Source organism: Bacillus sp. XT-4, from assembly GCF_050864245.1.
GTDB classification, from domain to species: Bacteria; Bacillota; Bacilli; order Bacillales; family Bacillaceae; genus Bacillus; species Bacillus altitudinis.
In genome coordinates this window covers 30,074-45,989 of record NZ_JBPAFI010000001.1, presented here as the reverse complement: position 1 = coordinate 45,989, position 15,916 = coordinate 30,074, and the positions used below count along the sequence as shown (strand labels likewise).

Sequence of the window (15,916 nt, the reverse complement as noted above, 5' to 3'; positions counted from 1 at the left end):
GGGGGAGTTCACATGAGCCGCAAGAAAATTGTCGCTGCCACTGGCTGTCCAACAGGCATTGCGCACACATTTATGGCAGCTGAGGCATTAAAAATCGCAGCTGAGCAATTAGGGGTCGACATCAAGGTTGAAACGCATGGTCAAGTAGGAATTGAAAACGCTTTAACGGATCAAGACATTTTGGAGGCCGATGGGGTCATTGTCGCTGCTGACAAAGATGTGAATACAGATCGTTTTCACGGCAAACCACTCATTGAAGTGCCTGTAGCAAAGGGTATTCGCACACCAAACGAACTGATTCAAGGCATTATCAATGGAGAAGCACCCGTTCATCAAGTGAAAGGAAGAGCTTCTGGAACAGAAAAACCATCTGCGCCTTCATCAGCTCAACAAAAGTCAGCGAATAAGTGGATACACACCATCTATAAGCATTTAATGAACGGTGTATCACACATGCTTCCATTTGTTGTTGGGGGCGGTGTCTTAATCGCTTTATCTTTTCTATTCGGTATTTACTCAGCTGATCCTCAGCATGAAACGTATCATCCGTTCGCTGCCTACTTGAAAAACATTGGCGGGCTCGGCTTTAGCTTAATGGTGCCTATTTTAGCAGCATTTATCGCTGATTCAATCGCCAAACGCCCAGGGATGGTTGTCGGATTTATCGGCGGCCTGCTTGCAAACGATGGAGGCGCTGGATTCTTAGGTGGTATTATCGCAGGTTTTGCAGCAGGGTATATCATCGTACTTCTTCAATTCCTGCTTCAAAAATTACCAGCATCACTTGACGGATTAAAATCAATTTTCATCTATCCTGTCATTGGTATTTTCTTAATCGGGGCTGTCATGACCCCGCTATTAGTTCCAATTACAGCGCTAAATCATTCATTAATGGATTTTCTCTCATCAGTTCAATCCACCAATCCATTGCTTTTAGGTTTAATTGTTGGAGCCATGTGTGGATTTGATATGGGAGGACCTTTTAACAAAGCAGCCTATGTCACAGGAACGGCTTTACTCGCAGAAGGTAACCTTTACTTCATGGCAGGGGTGTCAGCAGCATGTATCACACCGCCGCTTATCATTGCGATTGCCACAACGATTTTCCGAAAACATTTCACACCACAGGAACGAAATGCTGGGATGATCAACTATATTCTCGGAGCGACTCATATTACCGAAGGAGCCATTCCATTTGCAGCCAAAAACCCAGTCGTTGTCCTGCCAATTATCATGTTTGGTTCCGCCATCTCTGCTATATTGACGTATCTCTTTGGCGTACAGGTTCCTGCTCCGCACGGTGGATTCCTTGTCCTTCCAGTCGTCACAGGCGCATTTCAGTGGGTGCTTTCCATACTCATCGGCTCACTTGTAGGTGCGATTCTATACGGACTTTACCGCAAGAAAATAGACAAACCCGCAGTTTAATAGGGAGGAAGAGAAATGATGGAACATATTTATATGAATCTGCATGAAACAGCTTCTTCACAGGCTGGCGTTTTTGCAGCCATAGCTGACATTGCCTCTGAAGCAGGGATTTGCACATCTCCTGAGGCTGTCAAAAAAGGACTAGCTGAAAGAGAAGCTCTGAGTACAACCGGCTTTCAAGATGGATTTGCCATTCCGCATACACAGTCAGACGCCATTCAAGTACCGGCACTCGTCATCGTCCGTACAGAAACCGGAATCGAATGGGACGCTTTTGATGGGAAGCCTTGCTTTTTCTTCTTATCCTTGCTCATTCCAAAAAGTGAAGCAGGAACCACTCACTTACAAGCACTTTCTGCTCTTTCACGCGGATTAATGGATGAAATGAAACGGCAAAAACTGCTCGAAACAAGAACAAATGAAGAAATGCTCGCTGTATTAAAAACAGATATTTTGACGAGAGAGGATGTTTGACCATGCCTTTACTTTCCACAACACCTATGCTTGAAGCAGCAAAAAAAGAAAAATACGGAATTGTCGCATTCAATGTACATTCCTTTGATAGTATTTACTGGGTACTTGAAACGGCAGCTGAATTAAAATCACCTGTCATTTTGCAAACAACGGTTGGCACGGTCCAATCGCTTGGCGCAAAAGCCATTGCAGATACAGTAAAGGCGGCAGCTGATCAATACCAAATCCCAATCGGCCTTCATCTCGATCATTGCACTGATTTTGATGTGATTCTTACTTGTATACGAGCAGGATATACATCCGTGATGATCGATGCTTCCATGCATTCATATGAAGAAAATGTACGCCGCACAAAAGAAGTGGTTGACCTTGCCTTAAAAGTAGGTGTGAATGTAGAAGCCGAGTTAGGCAAGGTAGGCGGGGTAGAAGATGATATTGTCGTGGATGAAAAAGATGCTGAAAAAGCCATTCCATCAGAATGCCGTCAATTTGTAGAAGAAACTAGTGTACCTACTTTAGCACCTGCGATCGGCACGGCCCACGGCATCTATAAAGGGGTGCCGGATATCGACTTTGACCGCATTGAACAAATTGCAGCGCTTGTCGAAGTACCACTTGTCCTTCATGGTGGTTCAGCTGTACCAGATGAGGATGTCAAAAGATGTGTCGCACTCGGTATGGCAAAGGTCAATGTGTCCACTGAACTGAAAAATGCATACTCTGAAGCGATTCGTGATCATTTCTCAAACGAACCTGAAAGCTTAGATCCGCGTATGTATTTACAAAAAGCAAAACAAGCAGCCAAAGACATGGTCACATCTAAAATAAAGATCGTTGGCAGTGAAGGAAAAGCCCAACTTTTATATCAATAAGATGAAAAAAAGCAGAGCCGCATCGCTCTGCTTTTTTCACATTATTCGCTTTCTTTCATTTCATTTGATGTACGTACTCGTGCATTTCCCATAAATACGACCGTAATCGCCGCAAGTGCAATCGGGAATAAAGCAATCATAAATACATACGTAATACTTTGTGACATCGCATCAATCACTTTATTTAAAATATCAGGCGGAATTTGTGAGCGTGCCCCCTCTTGAAAAATGGCTTGCGGATCACCAACTGGAGAAGAAGCTCCTTTCATTCCGCTAAAAGCATCTGCTAAACGATTTGTCAGGACATTGGTTTGAATCGTTCCAAAAATCGTCACACCTAAAGTCATCCCAAGTGATCTCATGAACGAATTGGTAGAATTAGCACTGCCGCGGTAGCGCGGAGAGAGATCATTCATTGAAGCAGATGGCAGAAGGGAGAAGCTAAATCCAACACCAAAACCTGAAATCATCATAAAGAGCGTAAGCCACAATCTTGCTGTATCAGGCGACATATTGGCAAGCAGTAGCATCCCAGCAAAAAATGAAATCACAGAGATGGTCATTAATCGTCTAAAAGGTACTTTCGTCTGCATCGTTCCACCAATCATACTGCCAATCACGGACCCAATCATCATCGGTGTTAAAATGAACCCTGCACTTGTTGCAGATTCACCGTACACCGCCTGGACGAAGATAGGAATAAAGACAGCTAGAATAATAAATGTCCCGCCATATAAAAACGCCAAAATTTGAGATGTCGCAAACAAACGATTTTTAAACATCCAAAAAGAAATAATCGGTTCTTCTGCTTTTCGTTCAACAATGAAGAAGATGGTGCCGAAGACTACAAACACAGCAAATAGTGTCAAGATTTGAACAGAATCCCATGCATACGATTTACCGCCAAGCTCAAGGGCGAACATTAAACTGACAACCGCAACGACAAGTGTAATGGCACCTGACCAGTCAATTTTCTGCTTGCGATGCTCAAGCGATTCTTGATAAAATTTGGCGATTAAGAATACACTGACGATACCAATTGGTACGTTAATATAAAACACCCAATGCCAGCCGATCGAATCCGTAATAATTGCTCCTAACAGCGGTCCTAATACACTGGATAGACCAAAAACTGCACCAAACATACCGGACATTTTCCCGCGTTTTTCTGGCGGGAAGATATCAAAGATAATCGTGAAAGCGATCGGAAGAAGAGCACCGCCTCCAAGTCCTTGAATCGCACGGTAAATAATGAGCTGATCCATCGTTTGTGCGATGCCGCACAGCGCAGATCCAATTAAAAAGAAAATAAGTCCAAACAGAAAAAAACGCTTTCGACCATACATATCTGAAAGCTTTCCATAAATCGGCATACCGGCCATCACTGCCACCATATAAGAAGCAGTCACCCAAGCAAATTTATCAAAACTGCCCAAATCGGCGACGATGCTTCCCATTGCTGTTGCGACAATGGTGTTGTCCATCGCTGCCATAAAAATCCCTAACAGCAAACCGATGACAACAAAGCGAGTGGATGCCTTGCCTTTATGATCCACGTTATTCATTTCATTTACCTCCTGCTTACGTTCTCTCATTATTTTTGCTATGATCAACTTAACCATAAAGTAAGAGAACATTTATCTTGATGATCAAGATAAATTGATTTTAAAGGGAGGAGAACAAGTTGTCAATAAAGAACGAGGCTGAAGACAGAGCGGACCAGATCATACATACGATGAGACGCCTTGCTACACGAACAGTCCTATTTCACCAAGCAGCCGCTCAATCGCTCGGCCTTTTCCCAACAGATCTCAAATCAGCAGATTTGTTAAACGAACTTGGACCACTCACAGCGGGGGAATTAAGTGAAAAAACAGGCCTTAGCTCCGGTGCAGTCACAGCACTCATTGACCGGTTAGAAAAAGCAGGCTACGTCAAAAGGGAGAAGGACCCAAAAGACAAGCGAAGAGTCATCATTGTTCCATTAACGGCTGGGAAATCACAGGTGAAACAACTCTTTCTATCTTTATCGGCATCCACCAAAAAACTCACAAATGAATACAAGCCAGAAGAATTGGATTTAATCATTCAATTTATTTCAGAAGCAGCTGAAATCATGGATCAAGAGCTGCAATTGCTTAAGTCTAAATCGTAAGAAAGCACACTGATGCGTTAACTACACCGAAATAAGTAAAGCGAGAAATGAACGAAAACAACAAAGATGCTCTCATTGCATCTCTAAAAAGAAAAAACAAAAAGTTGGAAGAGGAAAATAGGCAATTAAGAGAGCAACTGAAAGTAGCATATGCAGATGTCTATAAAAATTTATAAGAGAGAATAACGTTCACCCTCCTTCAACTAACGGAGCAGTATAGCGCAAGAAGAAGTTGCTGAAATAATGATAAGTATATTAGGATGCTTATCCTAAAAAGGGGAGGTATAACAGAAAGTGGAGATTATAAAGTTTAAGGAAACTGATACAAAAGAGATTATTTCATTGTTTTATGAAACAGTTCATTCCGTAAATTCAAAAGATTATTCCCAAGTACAATTGGATGCTTGGGCACCAAGAGATGAAAAAGAATCTAAAATGAATTCTTGGAAGGAATCATTGGAACAAAATATAACATTTGTTGCTAAAGTGAATGATAAAGTTGTTGGTTTTAGCGATTTAACGCATAACGGGTACTTAGATAGACTATTCGTTCATAAAGATTATCAAGGACAAGGTATAGCCACAGCTTTAGTTGATATGCTCGAATCTGAGGCAAAGAAACTAAAGCTTTTAGAAATTGATACCGAAGCAAGTATCACAGCTAAGCCATTTTTTGAACATCTAGGTTACAAAATTGTTTGTTCACAAACTGTGGAAAAAAAGGGGGTTAAGTTGGCTAATTTTAAAATGCTAAAAAAAATAAAATAATCATTTTTTTGTTATGCTAACAGGTGCGTTAGTTTAAGAAGAAAGGGTATAACATATTCGTTATATAAAATATGTTATACCCTTTTATTTATTTAACTTTTTTCAATAGTAGAAAAGATATAATACATTGTAGAGGTGATTCAATGAATGATAGCTCCAGTTATTTAAAGAAGTTAGAAGATTTTTTAGGTGGGACATTTCATCAGGATATTGATTCACCAGAGGAAGTGTTAGATGAGTATATCCATCTAAGTTACAAAAAACCTCCAATGAACCACCAATCTTATTCCCATGCTTCTTTTAATAAACAAATACCTCTTTCGATTTGTTCAAGAGAAAGGTTTGCGAAACCGAGCAGTATGTGCGGTTGTACAGGTGGATTTCCGATAAATAAATGACTTGTAGGATACACTTTAACATGCTGTTGAAGAGCTTTTTCAATTAATTCTTTTTCGGAATAGGGAGTGTATATACGTAACATGATATATAACCCTGCATTGTCACCAATGATCTCAATCTGCTCTCCAAATAGATGGTGAACTTGTTGAACCAATAAATTCATTTTCCTTTTATAAGTATTGCGCATACGCTTAATATGTTTTGTCCATTCCCCACTTTTCATAAATTCAGTCATGGTCAGTTGGTGCAATAAAGAAGCATTATGTTCGAAATGTTCAAATTTACTCATATAGATATTGATTAATGAATCAGGTAACACCATATATGCTAATCGTATAGCTGGTAGAAATGCTTTCGAAAACGTACCAAAATAAATGACATGTGCAGCATCTAAAGAGGCTAAAGCAGGAAATGGTTTTTGTCCATATCGAAATTCTCCATCGTAATCGTCCTCTAATAAGAAACCGTTTTTTGATCGTACCCATTGAATCAATTCAATTCTTTGTTGAATCGATAGTGCAGTACCAGTAGGATATTGATGTGAAGGTGTGATATACAATAATTTCCCCTTTTTATGTACAAGTGGGTCCAATAATACACCCTGTTTTAATGCAGGAATACTCTCCATTTCAAATCCATGTAAATGAAAGACCTCCCGTACACCGCTATAACCAGGGTTTTCAACAATCATACTAGAAAAACGTTCTTTTAATAGAAATCCCAAATACAACAGTAGTTGCTGTGTATTACTTCCAACGATAATATTTTTGGGGTTAATGATCATACCTCTCGCTTGAAATAAATAATCAGCCAGTTCTTGTTTAAACCCCGGTTCTCCAAAAGGTTCTCCATATTGAAAGCTAATGGATTGCTGCAGCACTTTGTTGGAAATTTGCCGCCAAACTTTTAAAGGGAATTGTTCCTCATCAACAGTACTTGCTTTGAAATCAATGAAATCGATCAATTGTATTGGTTCATTTCTAGGTACTTCTGAAATAGAGGTTTGAAGAAATATCGGTTCAAATTCATTGACACTATAGCTTTTACGCTCATTGGCTTGAATATATCCTTCAGCTAATAATTGATCATATGCTTGTAGTGTAGTGTGGCGACTAACACCTAGGTCATTGGCTAGTGAACGAATGGAAGGAAGATTTTCTCCTGTTTTTAACTTTCCCTCCTCGATTAATTTTTTAAATTGCTCATAAATTTGTTTATATTTTGGTTGATTGGCACTGAAAGGGAAAATATAATGTTTCATTTCTTCATTCCTCCCTTCTGACATTTAATAAAGTATAAATCTGTACATTTTTACATGTCAGAATATCGATTATTATACTACTAATTGATATGAAAAGGGGATAGAAGAGTGGATATAGTAAGAGCTAATGAAAATGATTTAAAACAAGTTTCGGTTCTATTTGATCAATATCGCCAATTTTATAAACAGACTTCTAATATAGAAGGTGCTTATCATTTTCTAGTGGAACGATACCGTAAACAAGAGTCTATTTTGTTTGTTGCAAAGCAAGGTGAACAATATGTAGGATTTGTACAACTGTATCCCACATTTTCATCTGTTGCGATGAAAGATGCGTTCATTTTAAATGATTTGTTTGTTATAAACGATTTTCGTCAAAAGGGAGTAGGTAAGGAATTGATGAAAAAAGCATTTTCATTTGCAAACGATAAAGGAACCCGATTTATCTGTTTAGAAACAGCGACTTCTAATATAAAAGCACAACAATTGTATGAAAAAATGGGGATGACAAGCGATTCTTCAACTCAGCACTATATTTATTATTGGGATTGAACACAGAAGAATGAAGTTTTGGTATGGCAGAAAATTCAATATAACTCGGTCAAAAAAAGATGAATATGCTTTGTCAGAGACGGATCAGCAAGCTACAATGGCATTGTACACTGAATTGTTTGCAACAAAATGACGAAACAGCGATTCCTATGGATTTTGTCAAGAAAGACTTTAAAAAACACAAAGGGGGGTAATTTTATTGAATTCTTATGATGAAGATCTAATAAAGGATTTGGAATTAAAAGACCTTCTTAAATATGTCAAAGTACATAAAAATCCAAAAATTTATTTAGACTTAATAGAACAAAAATTTGATTTTGCTGGTTCAAAAATAGATTGGTTACAAACCAATAAACATTATAGTAAGAGCTCAAATCATGAATCGTTACTTTCTGATGCTCTTCTCTTTATAACTGAATTAAAAGAAAAATATTTAGATAATAACTTACAAGTAATTTACATAGGGGATAACCTTACAGAGTTTGGGTACCAGTTTGAATTAAAACATCTAGAAGAGTTACTAGTCTATTTTTTAGATATCCCACAGCACCACTACTTTATATCATTAGAAGGTGATTGGAGTATTTGTATTTCATTTGAAAACGATTTGGATTTCGGATTTAGTTTAAACAAAAAATAATTTTAAGCGTCACATATAGGAAAAATAAAAGATGAATAAGAAGTGAAAAAACCTTGACTGGCTTTATACCATTCTAGGTTTTTTGCGTTTATTCGTCCTCAAACACGTAAAAGAAGACAAAGAGCTCTTTGTATACAAGTCTCAAAGCACACTCAAACGAGTGTGCTTTTTCTTATAACAAAAGAACACCCAAAAACCTGCACAACATTTACTGAAAACATTTGGACTTCTTTGACTCATGCGAGTTGATTAGACTTATAACCAAAGGGAAGAGGGGAGGGATTCCAACTGCACTTAACCAAAAGGGGCACGACTTTATTATCGATGCTGCTTCACACGACCACTTATCTATCAATTGAAGATTTACAGAATCGACTGAATGTCTCTACTCGAACGGTCTACGCTGAAATCAAACGAATGAATAGTTGGCTGGAAACCCATCAGCTTAGTGGCGTCCAGCGAAAAGATCAACGAGGCTACTATTTACATCCACACGAGAAAGAAGTCATTATCGAAAAAGCTGACACTGTTCTTGTCGGTCATGACTATGAACCATGTGTAAAAGAAAGACGTGCCATCTTGCTCCTATCCATTGCATGCAGTGAAAAGCATCTAAAAATTGATGATTTTATGGAGATGACGAAGGTAAGCCGCAATACACTGCTTGAAGATATGAAACAACTAAAAGAAGCACTTTCAAAACAGCAGCTTACACTTCATTATCAGGCGGCCAGTGGCTATTTAATTTCAGGAGAAGAAAGAACAATTCGGTTGGCGCTGAAACCTTATATTCATTTCATTCGCACCATGATAAAAAATGAAAAAACGTTTCCATCGGTTTGGTTAAAGGGTCCTATCTCATATAAGAGAATACATGATCTCCTTCAACAATCCGAACAAGATCTGAAGCTTGAATTTGCAGATGACATGCTGGATCAGCTGTCTATGGATCTCTTTTTCTACTTTAAACGGATGAAGCTAGGACGTGCTGTACACATTTCAACAGAAGAAAAACGGACACTGCAGGAAACAGATGAATGCTTGGCTGCTATTCGTTTCATGGCGCAAATTCAAAAAGAAACCAGTCTTTTGGTTCATGATGATGAAATCTATTTTCTTAGCACCTTATGGCTCAGTGCCAAAAAACAAAAACTTCCAACAAGTCAAAAACCAGAAGAACATCTCATTCGAACCATTGCGAGACAAATGATCATGGACTTTCAGCGTTATGCGTGTATTTCCTTCCAGGAAGTAGAAGTCTTGGAACAAAACTTAACCATGCATTTAATTCCGGCCTATTATAGGCTCATCTATCACATTGAGATCATCAATGAATTAACAGATTCCATGAAACATGCACAGCCAGAGGTGTTTGACATCACGCAAAAGGTTGCTTGCCATTTAGAGAAGGCAGCCTGTTCAAAGATGAGCGATCATGAAATTGCCTATGTGGCGATGCATTTTGGCGGCTGGATGAGAAGAGAAGGGATTTCATCGATTGCGAAACGTTCTGTTTACATTGTCTGCGGAGAAGGAATTGGCACCAGTCACATGCTGAAAACGCAGCTTCTTGAATTAATCGGCTACATCGACATACGCGGACTGTTATCAAAACGTTCATATGAAGAATTAACATCCATTGATGCCGACTTTGTTGTGTCAACGACACCTATATCGTTTAAAGGAAAACCTGTTCATCTCGTGCACCCGATTCTCACTGCTTATGAGAAAAAAACATTGCTTCAATATGGAGAAGGCTCAGAACCTAAGCTTGATGAGCACCATGTGAATGCTTTATTCAATATCATTCAGCAGCATACCATCGTTCAAAATGAAAAAGCATTGCTTCATGACTTGAAGGAGCTGCTTCATTCCACATATGTATCACACCAGAAAGGGTGGAAACCAGTGTTAAACGATTTATTAACAGAAGAAACCATTCAGCTCCAGCAAACAGCAGACACATGGCAGGAGGCCATTACAAAAGCAGCGCAGCCTTTGCTTGATCAACAAGCGATTCAGGAAAGTTATGTGAAAGCGATGATCCAGTCTGTTCATCAAAATGGCCCTTATATTGTGATTGCGCCACAAGTGGCAATTCCGCATGCCAGACCAGAGGATGGCGTGAACAAATTAAGCATGTCACTTATGTCATGTCATCAACCCGTTTCCTTTTCAAAGGATGGAAAAAAGCAAGTTCGTCTCATCATTGTATTAGCTGCCATTGACAGTATGACCCACCTGAAAGCACTCAAACAGCTGACGATGCTGTTAAGTGAAGAAAAACGGGTGAGACAATTGATTGAAGCAGAGGAATTAGCAGCCATTCAACAACTAATCAATCGATTTTCACAAGTATAAAGGAGGAAAAAGAAAATGAAAAAAATTCTTGTTGTATGCGGAAACGGTTTAGGAAGCAGCTTTATTGTTGAAATGAATGTCAAAAAAGCATTAGAAGAATTAGGACTTTTAGCGGAAGTGGATCACACCGATCTCAGTACAAGCAAAAATGAACAAGCAGATCTTTATATCGGAGCAACAGATATTATCGATCAGCTGGATGACGGCACAAGAAAGGTCGCTGGATTAAATAACTTGTTAGACCAGGAAGCCATTAAAGACGTCCTTCGTAAACACATATAATCGACAGAAAAAGGGGGATTCACATCATGATAGAACTGATCATGAACGATATATTGGGCACACCCGCAATTCTCATCGGTTTGTTTGCACTGGCTGGTTTACTTTTGCAGAAAAAGTCAGCTGCCGATACTGTATCAGGCACCTTAAAAACAACAATGGGTTTTTTAATATTAGGAGCGGGCGCCACAGTCGTATCTGATTCACTTGGGGTTTTCAGGAAGATGTTTGAAGCAGCCTTTCACATTCAAGGGGTTGTCCCAAATACAGATGCCATGGCGGCCATTGCCCAAAAGGAATTCGGTACACAGACAGCGCTCATTATGATTTTTGGTATGGTGGTTAATTTGCTTTTGGCAAAATTCACACCCTTTAAATACGTCTTTTTAACTGGTCATCATACGCTATATATGGCGGCTATGCTTGCAGTCGTTCTGTCAACAGCCGGCATGCAGGGAACGCTGCTGATCACCATTGGTTCAATCGTATTAGGTGCAGCGATGGTCATTGCTCCCGCAATCCTTCAGCCGTTTACAAGGAAAGTCACTGGAAGTGATGATCTGGCGCTCGGTCATTTCAGTACGTTCGGCTATTTTACAGCGGGAATGATCGGCAAATGGGTCGGGCGCCCAGAGAAATCAACGGAAACCATTCAAGTGCCTAAATCACTCGGTTTTCTAAGAGATACATCGGTGGCCATCTCCATTACGATGGCTTTGCTTTTCTTTGCGATTGCACCGTTTGCGGGAATTTCATTCATAGAAAACATTAGTGGTGGTACGAACTTTGCTGTCTTCATTCTCATTCAGGCCATTACCTTTGCTGCTGGGGTGTACATTATTTTAGCAGGTGTACGGATGGCCATCGGGGAAATTGTGCCTGCTTTCAAAGGGATTGCCGATCGTTTCGTCAAAGGGGCAAAGCCGGCACTTGATGCGCCAACTGTTTTCCCATTTGCTCCAAATGCAGTGATCATCGGTTTTTTATGCAGTTTTGCTGGAGGCATCGTGTCTATTTTCCTTCTTCCTTTGTTTGGTTTAACTGTCATTGTTCCTGGACTTGTGCCGCACTTTTTCTGCGGTGCGACAGCGGGCGTATATGGCAATGCAACGGGGGGAGTGAGAGGTGCAGTCGCCGGTTCCTTTGTGAATGGAATACTCCTTTCATTTTTACCAGCTTGTTTACTTCCTGTGTTAGGCACTCTTGGCTTTGAAGGGACAACATTCGGCGATACAGACTTCGGTATCATTGGAATCTTGATTGGATTGATCAAATTTTTATTTCATCTATAAAAAGGAGGCATTAGGGGATGACAGCCATTTTCTCACCTTCATTAATGTGTATGGATTTAACGCACTTCCGTGAACAAATTCAGCTTCTGAACACAAGGGCAGACCGTTATCATGTCGACGTCATGGATGGTCATTACGTAAAGAATATGACCTTATCACCCTTTTTCATTGAACAACTTCGGAAACTGACAGATGTTCCGATTGATGTTCATCTAATGGCCGAACAGCCTCAGGAATTTTTAATTGATGCATGTATTGATGCAGGCGCAACGATGATTTGTTTACATCCAGAAGTGGTGCAAAAAGACGTTTTTCGAATCATTCGGCATATCCACGAAAGAAAGTGTGAGGTCGGCTTTGTTCTCAATCCCGCCACACCAGTTGCAGCATTAGATGCTTTTATTCATTTAATAGACCGGGTGACGATCATGACAATTGATCCAGGGTTTGCGGGTCAGCCTTTTATCAAAGAAATGCTTCCGAAAATGAAAGAGGTGAAAGAAATCAAAGAGAAGGGGGGATACTCATTTTCAATTGAGGTAGACGGCTCTTGTAATGAAAGCACGTTCCGGTTGCTTGCTGAGGCAGGAAATGAAATTTACATCATTGGCACTTCAGGTTTATTTGGCCTTCACGAAGAATTAGATAAAGCATGGGAAATAATGAAGCAATTGTTCGCAAAAGAAACAGCCACAATGAAATCACCTTAGTAAAAAGGAGGATGAAGCCCATCCTCTTTTTTACGCAATTTTACTAAACAAACTATCTCCTTATCAAAACATACTCAAAAACTTCATAAAAGCACAAATTTATAATTGAAAGCGCTTTATTTATGTGTTATTCTTCAAATATCTTTAGTAAACATTTAGTCAAAAATGATGAGGAGTTTACCTATGACTACACTCAAAGATATTGCTCATGATGCAAAAGTATCCGTCTCTACTGTATCCCGTGTGTTAAATGGCGACCAAACGCTTGCCGTTTCACACGCAACAAGACAAAACATCCTCGACATAGCCAAGAAATTAAACTATACCCCAGTCAGAGCAAGAAAAGCCGATCAAGCAGAAGTAAAAAGCCCGCCCGCATCCCCAGTCATCGGTGTCGTTGTCGCCCAATCCATTGACGAAGAATTAAATGATCCTTTTTTTTCATCGATTCGAAAAGGAATTGAAAAAGAATATGCCAAACGAGGTCTGTCCACTCTCCATACCTTTCGCCTAAGAAACATGGATAAAGGGGCGATACTAAAGGATATTGACGGTTTGATCGTCATTGGACGAATCAGCCCTGATACGGTTGAAAAGATGACAAACCGAATGGAACATATTGTGTTTATCAATCATTATGCGGATGAAGATTTGTATGATTGTGTACATGTGGATTTTGTCAGAGCGGCAGATCGTGCCATTCGTCATCTGCAATCTCTCGGCTATACACATCTAGGATATATTGGCGGGAAAGAGAGGGAGCATTATTTTGAAGGAAATGCTGTGATTGAGGATGAAAGACAAACAACTTTTATCAAAAGAATGCAAGAAGCGGGAACTCTTCATATGAATGACATCCACATAGGCGAATATTCGATGCAAGAAGGCTACTCACTTATGCAAAAAGCCATTCAGAAAGGAAAGCTTCCAGAAGCCTTTTTTATCGGAAGTGATTCTATGGCAATAGGCGCTATGCGTGCGCTACATGAAGCCGGTCTTCGTGTACCTCAAGATGTCTCAATCGTGGGGTTTAATGATATCGAAGCCGCTTCCTTTTCAAGCCCGCCGCTCACAACGGTTAAAGTATATACAGAACAAATGGGGGAAGTGGGTCTAAAGCTTTTGCTTGAGCGGATAGAAGGAAGAAAGCTTCCCCTAAAAGTCGTCGTGCCAACAAAGCTCATGCAAAGAGGCAGCACATGCCCAATCCATGAAAGGGGGTGAACGAGCATTTCAGCAAACAAAAAAGAGACAAAAAAGCAGGAAGGGAGCTGCTGAGCATGATGGCCAGATCATGCTGAAAACAACGCAGTTCACCCAATTGCTCTCTTATCTCTTTGAAAAGAATAGAATTCCAGTATAATGGACTTCTTTTGTTTCCGCAACTGCATGAATTCTACCGATAATCGTCTGAATTTTCAGTAATCAAAAGGAGGAAACGATGAGTAAAAAAATTCTGATGCTGTGTGTAGCTCTAGTTTTGTCGATGATCTTGTCTGCTTGCGGCAATAACGGTGCGTCTGAAGCAAACGGGAAAGTGACCTTGACTCTATTCTCCACAATGAGTAACAGCGGGGAGAGAAAGGCATTTGAAGAAGTGATCCGTGATTTTGAAAAAGAACATCAAAACATCCGAATTGATGCCAACTTCCCTGGCAACAGCTATGAAGATATGATACGCGTCAAAATGGGGGCAAACGATATGCCAGACCTATTTGATACACACGGCTGGGCCAAGCTGCGATATAGCGAATACGTGGCTGATCTAAAGGAGATGGACTGGGTAAAACAACTCGATCCTTCACTCGATCAAATTTTAAAAGACAAAGATGGCAAAGTCTATGCTTATCCGCTGAATCAAGCAAAAGACGGACTTAGTTTTAATGCCAATCTATTAAAAGAATATGGCCTGAAAGTTCCTAAAACACTGGATGAACTGAAAAGTGCTTTACAGACTGTCAAAGAAAAAAGTAAAGGGGAAGTTGTGCCGCTCTGGATCCCAGGAGGCGATAATTCAAATATTGCCCAAGTCTTTGATGAGCTGGCAACGCCTTTACTCATTACTGATCAAAAACATCAATACGGAAAAGACCTTGAAAATGGATCATTTGATTGGTCTCACTATACACCGCTTGCACAGTTTATGAAGGAGCTGAAAGATCAAGACCTTTTAAACAAAGATGTACTCACTGCGAAACTATCCCAAGCACCTGAGCTGATGGCACAAAACAAAATCGCTTTCACCTTTGTGGGAGGATCTTTAGGACCTGAGGCGACTGAACTCAATCAATCGATCAAAGTAGGCACCATGCCCGTACCAGCTATTCATGAAGGAGATGAGCAAAGCTGGATTGGCGGGGAACGCTTTACTGTTGCGGCATGGAAAGACTCAAAGCATCTAAAAGAAGCAAAACAATTCATTGACTTTCTAGCAAAGCCTGAAAACGCAAAAAAAATCGCAGAGGGCACTTCCTCTGAAACGGCTTTAAAAGAAGTCAAAGCCAAAAACTATTATTCTACATTTTACGAGCAATATGAAGATATTAAGATTGAACCATATTTTGATCGGAAATACTTACCGAGCGGCATGTGGGCTGTCATGGCAACGACCGGCCAAGAATTATTAGCAGGCTCCATCACACCGGAACAATTATCGAAGAAAATGGAAGAGGAATATAAACGTCTGAAAAAACAATAGCAGGCTCATGCTAAAACAGGAGTGAAG

The 15,916-nt window shown here is 40.0% G+C and carries 14 protein-coding genes and 3 pseudogenes; 15 read left to right on the top strand and 2 right to left on the bottom strand.

The window, feature by feature from the left end:
* Positions 1-12: 12 nt before the first annotated feature.
* The 3 genes from ACRRMM_RS00240 to ACRRMM_RS00230 are packed head-to-tail and all read left to right on the top strand — an operon-like array spanning position 13 to position 2,774.
* The gene (locus ACRRMM_RS00240) at positions 13-1,428 is read left to right on the top strand and encodes a PTS fructose transporter subunit IIC (RefSeq protein ID WP_331831954.1); all 1,416 of its coding nucleotides are present in this window, start codon (positions 13-15) and stop codon (positions 1,426-1,428) included.
* Positions 1,429-1,443: 15 nt separating this feature from the next.
* Positions 1,444-1,902, top strand: coding sequence for a PTS sugar transporter subunit IIA (locus ACRRMM_RS00235; RefSeq protein ID WP_017359532.1), 459 nt, complete (start codon positions 1,444-1,446; stop codon positions 1,900-1,902).
* 2 nt (positions 1,903-1,904) lie between these two features.
* On the top strand, positions 1,905-2,774 hold the full coding sequence (locus ACRRMM_RS00230) for a class II fructose-bisphosphate aldolase (protein ID WP_017367372.1): 870 nt from the start codon (positions 1,905-1,907) through the stop codon (positions 2,772-2,774).
* A gap of 43 nt (positions 2,775-2,817) precedes the next feature.
* Here ACRRMM_RS00230 and ACRRMM_RS00225 read toward each other — a convergent pair.
* A pseudogene (locus ACRRMM_RS00225) lies at positions 2,818-4,339 on the bottom strand (MDR family MFS transporter); the annotation flags it as partial.
* A gap of 170 nt (positions 4,340-4,509) precedes the next feature.
* Here ACRRMM_RS00225 and ACRRMM_RS00220 point away from each other — a divergent pair.
* The 4 genes and pseudogenes from ACRRMM_RS00220 to ACRRMM_RS00205 all read left to right on the top strand — a co-directional run.
* Positions 4,510-4,929 carry a MarR family winged helix-turn-helix transcriptional regulator gene (locus ACRRMM_RS00220; protein ID WP_046344981.1) on the top strand — a complete coding sequence of 140 codons (420 nt, stop codon included), beginning with the start codon at positions 4,510-4,512 and terminating at the stop codon, positions 4,927-4,929.
* A 35-nt stretch (positions 4,930-4,964) separates the two neighbouring features.
* Positions 4,965-5,105 (top strand): annotated as a pseudogene (locus ACRRMM_RS00215) (DUF6262 family protein); the annotation flags it as partial.
* 118 nt (positions 5,106-5,223) lie between these two features.
* The gene (locus tag ACRRMM_RS00210) at positions 5,224-5,697 is read left to right on the top strand and encodes a GNAT family N-acetyltransferase (RefSeq protein ID WP_008343714.1); all 474 of its coding nucleotides are present in this window, start codon (positions 5,224-5,226) and stop codon (positions 5,695-5,697) included.
* Positions 5,698-5,840: 143 nt separating this feature from the next.
* Positions 5,841-5,942: pseudogene (locus tag ACRRMM_RS00205) on the top strand (contact-dependent growth inhibition system immunity protein); the annotation flags it as partial.
* A 38-nt stretch (positions 5,943-5,980) separates the two neighbouring features.
* Here ACRRMM_RS00205 and ACRRMM_RS00200 read toward each other — a convergent pair.
* Positions 5,981-7,357 (bottom strand): PLP-dependent aminotransferase family protein, encoded by a 1,377-nt coding sequence (locus ACRRMM_RS00200; RefSeq protein ID WP_017359540.1) that lies wholly within the window; start codon positions 7,355-7,357, stop codon positions 5,981-5,983.
* 108 nt (positions 7,358-7,465) lie between these two features.
* On the opposite strand from ACRRMM_RS00200, the gene ACRRMM_RS00195 reads away from it, so the two are divergent.
* From ACRRMM_RS00195 to ACRRMM_RS00160, 8 genes are all read left to right on the top strand, one after another.
* Positions 7,466-7,909: a GNAT family N-acetyltransferase gene (locus ACRRMM_RS00195; protein WP_017359541.1), complete on the top strand. Its 444-nt coding sequence runs from the start codon at positions 7,466-7,468 to the stop codon at positions 7,907-7,909.
* A gap of 199 nt (positions 7,910-8,108) precedes the next feature.
* Positions 8,109-8,549 carry a hypothetical protein gene (locus ACRRMM_RS00190; RefSeq protein ID WP_008343720.1) on the top strand — a complete coding sequence of 147 codons (441 nt, stop codon included), beginning with the start codon at positions 8,109-8,111 and terminating at the stop codon, positions 8,547-8,549.
* 288 nt (positions 8,550-8,837) lie between these two features.
* On the top strand, positions 8,838-10,910 hold the full coding sequence (locus tag ACRRMM_RS00185; RefSeq protein ID WP_268389103.1) for a BglG family transcription antiterminator: 2,073 nt from the start codon (positions 8,838-8,840) through the stop codon (positions 10,908-10,910).
* A 15-nt stretch (positions 10,911-10,925) separates the two neighbouring features.
* The gene (locus tag ACRRMM_RS00180) at positions 10,926-11,192 is read left to right on the top strand and encodes a PTS sugar transporter subunit IIB (RefSeq protein WP_017359544.1); all 267 of its coding nucleotides are present in this window, start codon (positions 10,926-10,928) and stop codon (positions 11,190-11,192) included.
* A 26-nt stretch (positions 11,193-11,218) separates the two neighbouring features.
* Complete coding sequence (locus ACRRMM_RS00175) at positions 11,219-12,481, top strand: PTS ascorbate transporter subunit IIC (RefSeq protein WP_017359545.1); 1,263 nt, start codon at positions 11,219-11,221, stop codon at positions 12,479-12,481.
* A gap of 17 nt (positions 12,482-12,498) precedes the next feature.
* On the top strand, positions 12,499-13,191 hold the full coding sequence (gene alsE, locus ACRRMM_RS00170; RefSeq protein ID WP_008343724.1) for a D-allulose 6-phosphate 3-epimerase: 693 nt from the start codon (positions 12,499-12,501) through the stop codon (positions 13,189-13,191).
* A gap of 183 nt (positions 13,192-13,374) precedes the next feature.
* Positions 13,375-14,415 (top strand): LacI family DNA-binding transcriptional regulator, encoded by a 1,041-nt coding sequence (locus ACRRMM_RS00165; RefSeq protein WP_008343725.1) that lies wholly within the window; start codon positions 13,375-13,377, stop codon positions 14,413-14,415.
* Between the two features lie 217 nt (positions 14,416-14,632).
* Complete coding sequence (locus ACRRMM_RS00160; RefSeq protein WP_035701017.1) at positions 14,633-15,889, top strand: ABC transporter substrate-binding protein; 1,257 nt, start codon at positions 14,633-14,635, stop codon at positions 15,887-15,889.
* Positions 15,890-15,916 lie beyond the last annotated feature (27 nt).

Coding starts and splice junctions, on each gene's coding strand:
- ACRRMM_RS00240 (WP_331831954.1), top strand. CDS start 13: ATGAGCCGCAAGAAAATTGTCGCTGCCACTGGCTGTCCAACAGGCATT.
- ACRRMM_RS00235 (WP_017359532.1), top strand. CDS start 1,444: ATGATGGAACATATTTATATGAATCTGCATGAAACAGCTTCTTCACAG.
- ACRRMM_RS00230 (WP_017367372.1), top strand. CDS start 1,905: ATGCCTTTACTTTCCACAACACCTATGCTTGAAGCAGCAAAAAAAGAA.
- ACRRMM_RS00220 (WP_046344981.1), top strand. CDS start 4,510: ATGAGACGCCTTGCTACACGAACAGTCCTATTTCACCAAGCAGCCGCT.
- ACRRMM_RS00200 (WP_017359540.1), bottom strand. CDS start 7,357: ATGAAACATTATATTTTCCCTTTCAGTGCCAATCAACCAAAATATAAA.
- ACRRMM_RS00180 (WP_017359544.1), top strand. CDS start 10,926: ATGAAAAAAATTCTTGTTGTATGCGGAAACGGTTTAGGAAGCAGCTTT.
- ACRRMM_RS00175 (WP_017359545.1), top strand. CDS start 11,219: ATGATAGAACTGATCATGAACGATATATTGGGCACACCCGCAATTCTC.
- alsE (WP_008343724.1), top strand. CDS start 12,499: ATGACAGCCATTTTCTCACCTTCATTAATGTGTATGGATTTAACGCAC.
- ACRRMM_RS00165 (WP_008343725.1), top strand. CDS start 13,375: ATGACTACACTCAAAGATATTGCTCATGATGCAAAAGTATCCGTCTCT.
- ACRRMM_RS00160 (WP_035701017.1), top strand. CDS start 14,633: ATGAGTAAAAAAATTCTGATGCTGTGTGTAGCTCTAGTTTTGTCGATG.